11 protein-coding genes are annotated in these 11426 nt (G+C 63.3%); all 11 read right to left on the minus strand.

The genetic code is table 11. The features are described from left to right. Position 1: 1 nt before the first annotated feature. A complete protein-coding gene (gene trbK-alt, locus I9P22_RS02505) occupies positions 2 to 289 on the minus strand; it encodes a putative entry exclusion protein TrbK-alt (protein WP_199257828.1) in 288 nt (95 codons plus the stop codon). Between the two features lie 20 nt (positions 290 to 309). Continuing rightward, entirely contained in the window at positions 310 to 1092 is a 783-nt protein-coding gene (gene trbJ, locus I9P22_RS02510; RefSeq protein ID WP_199257829.1) for a P-type conjugative transfer protein TrbJ, read from the minus strand. Further along, entirely contained in the window at positions 1089 to 3596 is a 2508-nt protein-coding gene (trbE, locus tag I9P22_RS02515; RefSeq protein WP_199257830.1) for a conjugal transfer protein TrbE, read from the minus strand. The genes trbJ and trbE overlap by 4 nt, the downstream gene beginning before the upstream one ends. 10 nt (positions 3597 to 3606) lie before the next feature. Next, positions 3607 to 3888 carry a VirB3 family type IV secretion system protein gene (locus I9P22_RS02520; protein ID WP_009450537.1) on the minus strand — a complete coding sequence of 94 codons (282 nt, stop codon included), beginning with the start codon at positions 3886 to 3888 and terminating at the stop codon, positions 3607 to 3609. Further along, complete coding sequence (locus I9P22_RS02525) at positions 3888 to 4220, minus strand: TrbC/VirB2 family protein (RefSeq protein ID WP_009450539.1); 333 nt, start codon at positions 4218 to 4220, stop codon at positions 3888 to 3890. Before I9P22_RS02525 ends, I9P22_RS02520 begins: the two co-directional genes overlap by 1 nt. After that, the gene (gene trbB / locus I9P22_RS02530; RefSeq protein WP_456299607.1) at positions 4217 to 5161 is read right to left on the minus strand and encodes a P-type conjugative transfer ATPase TrbB; all 945 of its coding nucleotides are present in this window, start codon (positions 5159 to 5161) and stop codon (positions 4217 to 4219) included. Before trbB ends, I9P22_RS02525 begins: the two co-directional genes overlap by 4 nt. A 194-nt stretch (positions 5162 to 5355) precedes the next feature. Continuing rightward, positions 5356 to 5817, minus strand: a complete 462-nt coding sequence (locus I9P22_RS02535; RefSeq protein WP_009450541.1) for a ribbon-helix-helix domain-containing protein — start codon at positions 5815 to 5817, stop codon at positions 5356 to 5358. A gap of 14 nt (positions 5818 to 5831) precedes the next feature. Continuing rightward, positions 5832 to 7820, minus strand: coding sequence for a conjugal transfer protein TraG (locus I9P22_RS02540; RefSeq protein WP_199257832.1), 1989 nt, complete (start codon positions 7818 to 7820; stop codon positions 5832 to 5834). 175 nt (positions 7821 to 7995) lie between these two features. Beyond that, positions 7996 to 10068, minus strand: coding sequence for a relaxase/mobilization nuclease domain-containing protein (locus I9P22_RS24910; RefSeq protein WP_199257833.1), 2073 nt, complete (start codon positions 10066 to 10068; stop codon positions 7996 to 7998). A gap of 310 nt (positions 10069 to 10378) precedes the next feature. Continuing rightward, positions 10379 to 11059, minus strand: coding sequence for a lytic transglycosylase domain-containing protein (locus tag I9P22_RS02550; protein WP_456299606.1), 681 nt, complete (start codon positions 11057 to 11059; stop codon positions 10379 to 10381). Next, complete coding sequence (locus I9P22_RS02555; protein ID WP_199257834.1) at positions 11059 to 11394, minus strand: DUF736 domain-containing protein; 336 nt, start codon at positions 11392 to 11394, stop codon at positions 11059 to 11061. The genes I9P22_RS02550 and I9P22_RS02555 overlap by 1 nt, the downstream gene beginning before the upstream one ends. Positions 11395 to 11426 lie beyond the last annotated feature (32 nt).

Below are 11426 nucleotides of genomic sequence, written 5' to 3' on the forward strand. Positions count from 1 at the left end.
TTCACTCTCCCCCGTTCTGATGCGGAGCGGCGGGCACCGGCGTCCGGCCGAGGAACCGGTCGCGGTTCTCGGCCCAGGTGGCGAGGCAGCCGGGATCGTTCACGGCGGCCTCGCCTAACTGCTGGCAGTGGCGCAGGCTCTGGCGCAGCGGATCGGCAGGCGCCTGAAGCGCCGGCGCCGCACGGGGCTGTGCTGGTTCGTCCTCGCGTGTCATTTCGATCACCGTCGCGGTGATGGCGATGGCCACGAATATGATCGCGCCCAGCCGGGCCAGCATCTTGCCGTCCATGTCGCGCCCCTCCTGTCCGGTCAGTTGTTGCCGTTGCCGAACATCCGGGCATTGCCGGGCTGATAGCCCGATCCCGGCGTCAGAAAGCGCTCGCGCTGGATGCGGCCCTGTTCGGCGGCGGTGGCGCGTTCGGCTTCGATCAGGGCTTCGGAGCGACCGTTGGCGGACATCAGCGCGATCAGGTCGGAAAGCTGCTGCGACTGGAGCGCGAGAAGTTGATTGCCCGCCTGTGTCGCCTGCAACGCGCCAGTCGCGTTCTGGCTCTGCCCGACCAGAGCGGACATCTCGGCGCGGTTGGTGTCGATATTTCCGACGACACCAGCCTGCACGCGCATGGCGTCCTGCAAGCCGCCGACCGTATTCTGCCAGCGGGACCGCGCATCGGCGACGAGCTGGGCGTCGGTCGCGGATAGCGAAACCTTGCCGTATTTCTGTTGGAACATCTGATCGACATTCTGCACGTCGAAGGCAATGTTCTGCGCCTGGGCCAGAAGCTGCTGCGTGCGGCTCACGTTCTGCTGCAAAGTCTGGAGCGAGGAATATGGCAGACTGGCGAGATTCTTCGCCTGATTGATGAGCATCTGCGCTTCATTCTGAAGCGAGGTGATCTGGTGGTTGATCTGCTCCAGCGTGCGTGCGGCGGTCAGAAGGTTCTGCGCATAGTTGGTCGGATCATAGACGATGCGGCCGAAGCCAAAAGCGTGAGCGGGGCTTGCCAGCATGGGCGACAGTGCAGCAGGCATGGCGAGCGTCAGCGCCAGCACGGATGCGCTGACATATCGGGAAACGGGGATACGGATCATGGCAGGGTCTCCTTTTCTTGGCTGTCATCTGGATGGATTTGATCTGGCGCGACCGGCCGAGCGGGCTCTGTCCGTTCGACAAGATTGGTAAGGTTCGGGATCAGATCGACGGCCCATTCGACGCCGCGATCGCGCAGCCAGGCCGCGAGAAAACCGTCCTGCCCATGCGCGGCGACGAGTTCGGCGATACGGGTCTGATCGGATTTGGATGATGCGGCGCAGAGCGCGAGGCCGACTTCGCTGAGGCCAAGCTCGAACAGGCGATTGCCGCGCCGCGATTGGCAGTAATAGTCCCGCTTGGGCGTGGCCCGCGCGAGGATCTCGATTTGCCGGTCATTGAGGCCGAAGCGGCGGTAGATTGCCGTGATCTGCGGCTCGATGGCGCGTTCATTCGGGAGAAGCAGCCGCGTCGGGCAGCTTTCGATGATGGCGGGCGCGATATTGCTGCCGTCAATGTCCGAGAGCGACTGCGTGGCGAAGATGACGGAAGCGTTCTTCTTCCTGAGTGTCTTCAGCCATTCGCGGAGCTGGTTGGCGAACCCCTCATCATCGAGCGCCAGCCAGCCTTCGTCGATGATGAGCAGCGTTGGCCGACCGTCGAGCCGGTCGCCGATCCGATGAAACAGATAGGACAGGACGGCAGGCGCAGCCCCAGTGCCGACCAGCCCCTCGATCTCGAAGGCCTGTACATCGGCTGATCCGAGATGTTCGGCCTCGGCGTCGAGCAACCGGCCATAGGCGCCGCCAATGCAGTAAGGGCGCAATGCTTGTTTCAGATCATTGGATTGCAGCAGCACGGCAAGGCCGGTGATGGTCCGTTCCCCCGCCGGGGCGGATGCCAGCGATGTCAGCGCCGTCCAGATGTGCTCCTTCACCTCCGGCGTGATGGTCATGCCTTCACGCATCAGGATCGCGGCGATCCAGTCAGCGGCCCAGGACCGTTCATAGGCATCATCGATCCGCGCCAGCGGCTGCAGGGAAACGGAAACCTCCGATCCCTCGGTCAATCCACCGCCGAGATCATGCCAGTCGCCACCCATGGCGAGCGCTGATGCCCTGATCGATCCCCCGAAATCGAAAGCGAAAATCTGGCTGCGATCATAACGGCGAAATTGCAACGCCATCAGCGCCAGCAGCACGGACTTGCCCGCGCCGGTCGGGCCGACGACGAGGGTATGGCCCACGTCGCCGACATGAAGGGAAAGCCGGAACGGAGTCGAACCTTCGGTCTTGCCGTATAGCAAGGGGGGCGCTCCGAGATGTTCGTTCCGTTCCGGCCCCGCCCACACGGCCGATAGAGGGATCATGTGGGCGAGGTTGAGCGTCGAGATCGGCGGCTGCCGGACATTGGCGTAGGCATGTCCGGGGATCGAGCCTAGCCAGGCATCGACGGCATTGACGGTTTCCGGCATGGCCGTGAAGTCACGGCCCTGAATGATCTTCTCGACCAGACGCAGCTTCTCGTCGGCGATACGGGGATCGGCGTCCCAGACGGTGACGGTTGCTGTGACATAGGCCATGCCGGCGACGTCAGCGCCCAGTTCCTGCAAGGCCATGTCGGCATCGAGCGCCTTGTTGGACGCATCGGTGTCCACCAGCGCCGATTGCTCGTTGGTCATCACCTCCTTGAGGATCGCGGCGATGGATTTTCTCTTGGCGAACCATTGACGGCGGATTTTGGTGAGGAGTTTCGTCGCGTCCGTCTTGTCCATCAGGATGGCGCGGGTGGACCAGCGATACGGGAACGCGAGCCGGTTCATCTCGTCGAGCAGGCCGGGCGTGGTCGCTGTCGGAAAGCCGATAATGGTCAGGACGCGCAGATGCTTGTCACCAAGGCGCGGTTCCAGACCGCCAGTCAGCGGCTGATCGGCCAGCAGCGCATCGAGGTGCATGGGCACTTCGGGCACGCGGACACGATGGCGGTTCGTGGATATCGTGGAATGGAGATAGGTCAGCGTGCCGGCATCATCGATCCAGTGGCATTCGGGCATGAAGCCGTCGAGCAGCGCCAGCACGCGGTCGGTGCGGTCAATGAAGCCGCGCATCAGCTCCCAGGGATTGACGCCGGATTGCTCACGGCCCTCGTAGAGCCAGGTCTCGGCGCGAGCCGCATCTTCGGCGGGTGGCAGCCAGAGGAAGGTCAGGAAATAGCCTGACACGAAATGCGTGCCCGCTTCCTCGAAGGCAGCTTTGCGCTCGGCATCGACCAGAGCGGAAGCCGGATCAGGAAATTGGCTGCCGGGATAGGTCGCGGCTTCGCTTCGTTGTGCCTCAACAAAGATCGACCAGCCGGAGCCGAGGCGGCGCACGGCGTTGTTGATACGCCCAGCGACCGCGACCAGTTCGGCGGCGACAGCGGAATCCAGATCCGGCCCGCGAAACTTCGCAGTCCTCTGGAAACTGCCATCCTTGTTCAGCACCACGCCCGAGCCGACCAGCGCGGCCCAGGGCAGGAAATCCGCGAGGCGGGTGGCGGTACGGCGATATTCGGTAAGGTTCATCATGGCCGCGCCCTCACACCGACAGATGACCGGGGATGCGCAGATGCCTACGTCCAACCTCGACAAAAAGCGGATCGCGTTTGGCAGCCCATACCGCGAGGAAATGTCCGACCGCCCAGATGGCGATGCCAACCAGCCAGAGACGAAGGCCGAGGCCGACGGCGCCGGCCAGCGTGCCGTTGACGATGGCAATCGAACGCGGTGCGCCGCCGAGCAGGATATGCTCGGTCAGCGCCCGGTGAACCGGGATGGAGAAGCCCGGCACCGCATCGAGCTGTTCAAACCCGCCCGCCATCAGATGAGCGCCCCGCCGCCGAACGAGAAGAACGACAGGAAGAAGCTCGACGCGGCGAAGGCGATGGACAGGCCGAAGACGATCTGGATCAGGCGGCGGAAGCCGCCGGAGGTATCGCCAAAGGCCAGCGCCAGGCCGGTGGCGATAATGACGATGACGGCGATGATCTTGGCGACAGGACCCTCGATCGACTGGAGGATCGACTGAAGCGGTGCCTCCCAGGGCATGGAGGAGCCGGAGGCGTGTGCGGCAGGCGCCAGCATCAGACTGATGGAAACAGTGGCAGCGGCGGTTGCCATGATGCGGCAGCCGCGTGAAATCGTGCGGATCATGAAGGGTTTCCTTTCGGGGTGGTGGCCAAAGTGATGGGATGCGTGATGGCGTAGTCACCGTCCGGACCCAGCCCATCGACGCGGGCGAGTTCGACCAGGCGGCGGGACGATCCACGTCCGGCAAGAACGGCGACAAGGTCGATGGTTTCGGCGATCAGGGCGCGCGGGACGGTGATGACGGCTTCCTGGATGAGCTGTTCGAGGCGTCGCAGCGCGCCAATACCGGAACCGGCATGGATGGTGCCGATCCCGCCCGGATGGCCTGTGCCCCATGCTTTAAGGAGATCGAGGGCTTCGGAGCCGCGCACCTCGCCGACCGGGATGCGATCCGGGCGCAGGCGTAGCGACGAACGGACCAGGTCGGAGAGCGTCGCCACGCCATCCTTGGTGCGCATCGCGACCAGATTGGGCGCGGCGCATTGCAGTTCGCGCGTGTCTTCAATGATCACAACGCGGTCCGAAGTCTTGGCGACTTCTGCCAGCAGCGCGTTGGTCAGCGTGGTCTTGCCAGTCGAGGTGCCTCCCGCGACGAGGATATTGGCGCGCGTGGCGACGTTCAGGCGCAGCACCTCGGCCTGAGGGCTGGTCATGATCCCGGCGTTTACATAGTCGTCGAGCGTAAACACCGCGACGGCGGGCTTGCGTATGGCGAAAGCGGGTGCTGCGACCACCGGCGGCAGCAGGCCCTCGAAACGCTCTCCGGTCTCAGGCAGTTCGGCCGAAATCCGCGGACTTCGGGTATGAACTTCGACGCCAACATGATGAGCGACCAGCCTGACGATCCGCTCGCCATCGGCCGCCGACAGCCTCTCCCCCGTATCGGCCAGACCTTCGGAGAGCCGATCCACCCAGATGCGGCCATCGGGATTCAGCATCACCTCGACCACAGCCGGATCTTCCAGAAACCGGGCAATCGATGCCCCGAGTGCGGTGCGCAGCATCCGCGCACCACGCGCAATCGTCTCGGGTTTCTGATGTGATGCGGTCATGGCGGCCCCATTCATGGCGGGACGCGCAAAAGACGGACCCCGGATTGGGGTCGATTAAAAGAACCTGATTTAGGGCCGTTTCAACAGATGTTTACGCGTGTGCGGGCATCGGCGGCGCGGGGCGACAAATAGGATGGATCGAAAGTTCAGAGCTGGTTTCCATCCGCTTCGGACTGGCCTTGTGACGAAAGATCGTGAAGCGAATCCATATCCCGCGACAACTCTTTCAGGAATCTGTCGCCGGAAGCCAGGCGCTTGCCCAGCGTCTGCATGAAGCCTTCGAAGCGCTCGTTGCCCTTGATGCGCGCCGATTGTTTCGCGCTATCTGACAGCGGCGGCGTCATGGTGAGCCAGAATTGTACGAACAGCGAAAGCGTCTCGCCGAGGATGGCGACATCTTCGTCCAGCATATCGAACTGGCGGCCAAGCTTGTCCAGGCGTCGCGACATTGCAGCTTCCAGCCGTTCGGTCGTGTCACCGGACAGGAAGGATGCGACCGCCGCCTCGATCACTGCGGATTTTGAAACATTGCGGCGCAGCGCCAGGCCTTCGACCTGCTTCAGCAGATCCGGGGAGAAGTAGACATTCATGCGGGTGCGGCTCGTCATGCCTGTCTTCCTTCTCAAAGGTCGATGCCGTCATTGGGGTCGAGAGATGCCTGCCGCGCGACCATGCGCATCCGCTGGCGCATGGCGCGGGCCTTGGCGGCATCGACGTCGGGCTCATCATCGAGAAAGTCGAACTCCTGCGATGGCGGCGGTGGTGGCGGAATGATTTCCTCATGCTCGGGAAGCTCCGGCTCACGCCGGATACCGGCATTGGCAGGATCGTCGCCGGACATGTTCGACGCGGGTCCGTGGCCGGCCGCGGGCGCAACAACACGGCTCGTCCAGTCGTCTGGTGCCGATGTTTCCATCTTCACCGACTGCTTTTTTAGATCGGGCGGCGGCAACACCCGTTCCTGAAACCGGGCATCGGCATAGTAGCGCGCCTTGGCGGCGCGGATGGGCGGCACACCCGCTACCATGACGATCTCGTCGGTTGGCGGAAGCTGCATGATCTCGCCCGGTGTCAGGAGCGGCCGCGCCGTTTCCTGCCGTGAAACCATGAGATGCCCGAGCCATGGCGCGAGGCGATGACCGGCATAGTTGGTGGAATCGCGCATTTCTGTCGCCGTGCCGAGCGCGTCGCTGATCCGCTTGGCGGTGCGTTCATCGTTGGCAGCAAAGGCGACACGCACATGGCAGTTGTCGAGAATGGCGTTGTTCTGCCCATAGGCCCGTTCGATCTGGTTGAGCGACTGCGCGATCAGGAACGCTTTGAGGCCATAACCGGCCATGAAGGCGAGCGCCGATTCAAAGAAGTCCAACCGCCCGAGCGCGGGGAACTCGTCCAGCATCAACAGCAGGCGATGGCGCTTGCCGGAGGTTTCCAGCTCCTCGGTCAGCCGCCGCCCGACCTGATTGAGGATGAGGCGGATCAGCGGTTTTGTGCGATTGATGTCCGATGGCGGTACGACGAGGTAGAGGCTGACGGGTTCTTTTGCTCCGACCAGATCAGCAATGCGCCAGTCGCAACGGGCCGTCACGCGGGCCACGACCGGATCTCGGTAGAGGCCGAGAAAGGACATCGCCGTGGACAGCACGCCGGAGCGTTCGTTCTCGGATTTGTTCAGCAGCTCGCGTGCCGACGAAGCGATGACGGGATGCACACCGGCTTCGCCCAGATGCGGCGTGTCCATCATGGCGCGCAAGGTTGCCTCGACCGGACGGCGAGGATCGGACAGAAAACTCGCGACGCCGGCGAGCGTCTTTTCCTTCTCGGCGTAAAGGACATGCAGGATCGCGCCGACCAGCAACGAATGGCTGGTCTTTTCCCAGTGGTTGCGCTTGTCGAGACTGCCCTCGGGATCGACCAGAATATCCGCGATGTTCTGGACATCGCGGACTTCCCACTCCCCCTGACGGACTTCCAGCAGCGGGTTGTAAGCTGCGGAATGCACATTGGTCGGATCGAACAGCAGGACGCGGCCGTGATGGGACCGGAAGCCGGCCGTCAGATTCCAGTTCTCACCCTTGATGTCGTGCACGATGCAACTTCCCGGCCAGGTCAGCAGCGTCGGCACAACGAGGCCGACGCCTTTGCCTGATCGGGTGGGCGCGAAACAAAGGACATGCTCGGGGCCGTCGTGCCGGAGATAGTCCTTGCTGTGCCTGCCAAGGACCACGCCATCGGGACCGAGCAGTCCGGCAGCATGGATTTCCTTGTCCTCGGCCCATCGCGCCGAACCGTAAGTGGCGACGTTGCGCGCCTCGCGCGCCCGGATGATCGACATGAAAAAAGCGGCGGCGATAGCGAACAACGCCCCGGACGTGGCGATGAACGCGCCCTCGGTGAAAATACCGGGCGCATAGGCGTCATAGGAAAACCACCACCAGAAGAAGGCCGGAGGATAATAGACCGGCCATCCGGCAACATCGAACCATGGATTGCCGAGCTGGGGCTGAAAGCCAAGGCGGAAGGCCACCCATTGTGTCGAAGTCCAGACCATCACCAGGACAATGATGAATACGACAATGATCTGGCCCCAGAGTATTCGGCCACCACGCATACAGGCTCCAATCGGCAAGAGAGTCGGAGCCGATCAAGGAATAGTCGTTTTCGAAAGCTGCAACAGGAAAAGCAGGGGTGCCGTGTTGCCGGATACTATCGGCGGCACATCGGACAGGCCCTTTCAGATGCCGATGTCGACAGAACAATTTGCGAGGTGCCAGATCGGCAAAGGCTCAAATCCCGAGCCCTCGTGTTCGCCCCATTTGCCACGATACCGATCCACCCTGCACGATGCCCGCAACCTCGCGGCCGAGCTGGCGGTCGATCACTGGCCGCCATGGGACAAGAGTGAACTCGTGGCTCTTTTCGACAATGGCGAACTTGCCGCTCGATAGATGTGCGGTCCCGGTGAACTTGCCGCTGATATTTTCGCCATCGGCAGCCGCCCGGAACGGCAAGCCTTTGCTGCTGGCCATTTCCGCACCGACGCGGGCCACTTCCCTTTCTCGCAGATTGGCGAGCAGATTGCGCCGATAGAGGATGCGTCCATTCTGCTGCCGCGTGGCATCGCCCTGTGCGATATGGTGTTCACGCCGCTGGTCCATAGCCTCGCGCACCTGCTGGCCGAACCCCGCCGGGGTAAGGTCCGAGGCGTCCGGTGTGACCAATCGCCGGTCCAGCCAGGTCGCGCCATCGGCGCCGATCTGCTTTTCCAGATCGAAGGTCGAGACGACACGGATGCTGGCCTGCCGGTTGCGACCGGCATCATAGGCGGTGGCGCGGCTCTCGAAGTCTTCGGGGATGCGCCACTGGTCGGCGTCGATCCGCTCGGCAATCCCGGCTCGGCGTAGCGACTCCAATCGCCGGACATGAGCATCGACATAGCCCTCATAATCACCACCCGGCACACGTCCCTCGAACTTCGCCTGTTCGAGGTGGCGGCCCGGTCGGTAGATACCATTTTCCGAGATCGCAGCGATGGTGCGATCAGAGGGACGTTGTGCTGTATCGGCGGGACCGACTTCCACGATGCTGCCGATCCGGGCATCTTCGACGCGGGCCGGATCAATGCTGGGAAGATGGTGTGTTCGCCCGTCGATGCCGTCCACCACGAGCGTCAGGTTCTCGCCCATCTCGTCGGTGAGATATTTGTCCACGACGCGGCCGGTGATGGGCGCCGCGGGTGCGGCATCGTGAAGCTGGAAGGTCATCGGATCACGTTCCTGCCCATCGGCCTTCAGCGCCTTGTGCATGTTGCGGATGATGTCACCGCGCTCACCGAGTTCACGCAGCGCCGGCTCCATCTTCGCGCCAAGCTCCCAAACGCCGGGGGCATGTTCCGTGGCCAATCCCATCTTTTCCAGCTTGGCGAGGCGGCGCAGGCGAAGCGTGCGGTTGAACTGGCGGCGCGTGTCATCGGGCTCATGGCGCAGATCGAGGATCCGTTCATCGGCCTCTTCGGTCATTGCCCGGTCGATCCGGGTGAAGCGGTCCTGGTCGATTTGGGCAGATAGCTTGCGGCTCTGCTCGATCTCGGTGGCGGGTCCAAGTTCCAGCGTGGCCAGTTCGCTCGCCCGCTCACGAATACCATTGGCGAGATAGTCGCCATTGATGACCAGATTCTCGCCCAGATCGTCCTTGCCCCGAACGATGACATGGACATGGGGATAGCCGGTATTGTGGTGATTGACCGCCACCCAATCGAGTTTCGTGCCAAGGTCGGCCTCGATGCTGCTCATCAGATCGCGGGTGTGTTCGGTGAGGTCGGAAAGATCGGCGGCATCTTCGGGCGAGACGATGAAGCGGAACTGGTGGCGGTCATCCTTGCCGCGATCAAGAAAGGCATCTCCATCAGCGCGATCGTCGGTCGCCGAATAGAGCTGGCCACGTTCGCCATCGCGCGAGGTTCCGTCGCGCTGGATGTAGCGCAGATGGGCAGCCCCTTTGCCATTCTTCCCCGCGCTCTGGAGGTACCGGGTTTTGACGACGACGCGTCGCGCTCCGGCCGTGCTGTGACGCCAGCCGCCCGACAAGGTTCGGGCGAGGACAAAGGCCGCGCCACGACCACGCTTGACGCCCGGACCTTTGCCTGCCCGCGACGCCTTCCCGCTCTTTCCGGCCGAACCAGATGAAGACGGCGAGGATGTCCATGATGCGAATGATGATGATCTGCCGGGGCTGTTGCTACGCTGGCGCGCCAGCTTCTTTGCCTGTGTCAGAAAGCTTTTCGCCTTGCCCGGCTTCGGCACGTCCGACCTGATGCGCCCAGGCTTCGGGCGAAAGCGGTTCTCGTCGTCGCCACTCATCGACGCATCCGAAGCCGCGACGGCGGAAAATCGGCCAATATTCGGTTAGAGTGCCGGTCAAAACCCAGCAAAACCAAGGCCTTGCGCCATATCGCGGCACGCGAGACCCAAAAGCATGGTGCCGTGCGCCGCGTCCCAAAACAGTGTGCAGACAAGGGCTTGCCCAGAAACCGCCCCGACAGGGTGCCGGTTTCCTTTATCTTGCCCTCCGCCTTCCCTGCCTTTTCTGCTTCTGCCGCCGAGATCGCAGCCAGGCGTGCCTTACCCGAACCTGTCAGCTCCGAGTGGCATTCCGATGCCGTGCATGCGCTCATGGTCCGCCCAATCCCGCGCCCGGGGTCACGAAAATCCCGTTTGCCGCGGCTGCGGATCCCAGCGCGCTCCCCGGCAGGCTAGACGCGATTTGCTGCTCGGACCGCACAACGAACAGCGCCGCATCGCGCCAGTCCGGCGGCAGATTTTGCCTAACCAGCTGCGCCTCCGATGCACTCCCGCTGCTGAGAAGAGGGGCGAGTGCGGCCACATAGGCGCGCGTCTCAGCCGGCAAGGCACGCCCCGTTTCGAGATAGTCGTCGTAGCGACCGGGACCGGCATTGTAGGCGGCAAGCATGGCGGCGATAGTGCCGTAGCGGTCCCACATCTCGCGCAAATAGGCGGTCCCGGCGAGGATGTTGTCGCGCGGATCATGGGGGTCATCCCCGAGCCCGTGGCGCGCGCGCAAGGCAGCCCATGTGCCAGGCATGACCTGCATCAGCCCCATGGCTCCGGCATGGCTGACGGCGCGCGGATCATTGGCGCTTTCGGCGCGCATCACTTCGACGATCCAGGGTGCCGGAATCCCGAAACGCTGTGCAGCCTCGGCAATGAAGGCGCCATGGAGATGTGACGCGATCTGGGCCGGAACGGGCTCCGTATTCGCGATGGCGGGGCCTTGGCTGAACAACAATAAGGCGCAAACGAGCGCCGCGATGTGACAGTGACGCATGGCCATCAGTCCCGGTCTTCGCGGGGTTTCGGGCGGTTCCAGTGCAGCGACCAAGCGGCACCGGCGTTATCGTCGCGAAAGAGATTGGCGCGGATCGGCTGCGGCAAGGCAGGATCGTCGAGCAGGACCGAGAGGTACTCACCGGCCTTCTCGCCGCTGCGCTTCCACGCGGCCCCGACCTCCGGGCCGTGCGCATTAGCGGCATGCACCCGGTAGGCGGGCGCGTTCTCGGCCTCGCTGTTTTCCACCGGGACGAGCGCAAGCGAGAGGTCGAGTGTGAGCGTCCGGAGCTGTCCGGTGAAGCCCGTTTCTTCGCGGGTGAACTGTCCGATCTGTGACATGTCAGGTCTCCTGTGTTTGGGGTTGGGTGGGC

Origin of the sequence: Paracoccus binzhouensis (assembly GCF_016446475.1) — a bacterium.
Taxonomy (GTDB): Bacteria; Pseudomonadota; Alphaproteobacteria; order Rhodobacterales; family Rhodobacteraceae; genus Paracoccus; species Paracoccus binzhouensis.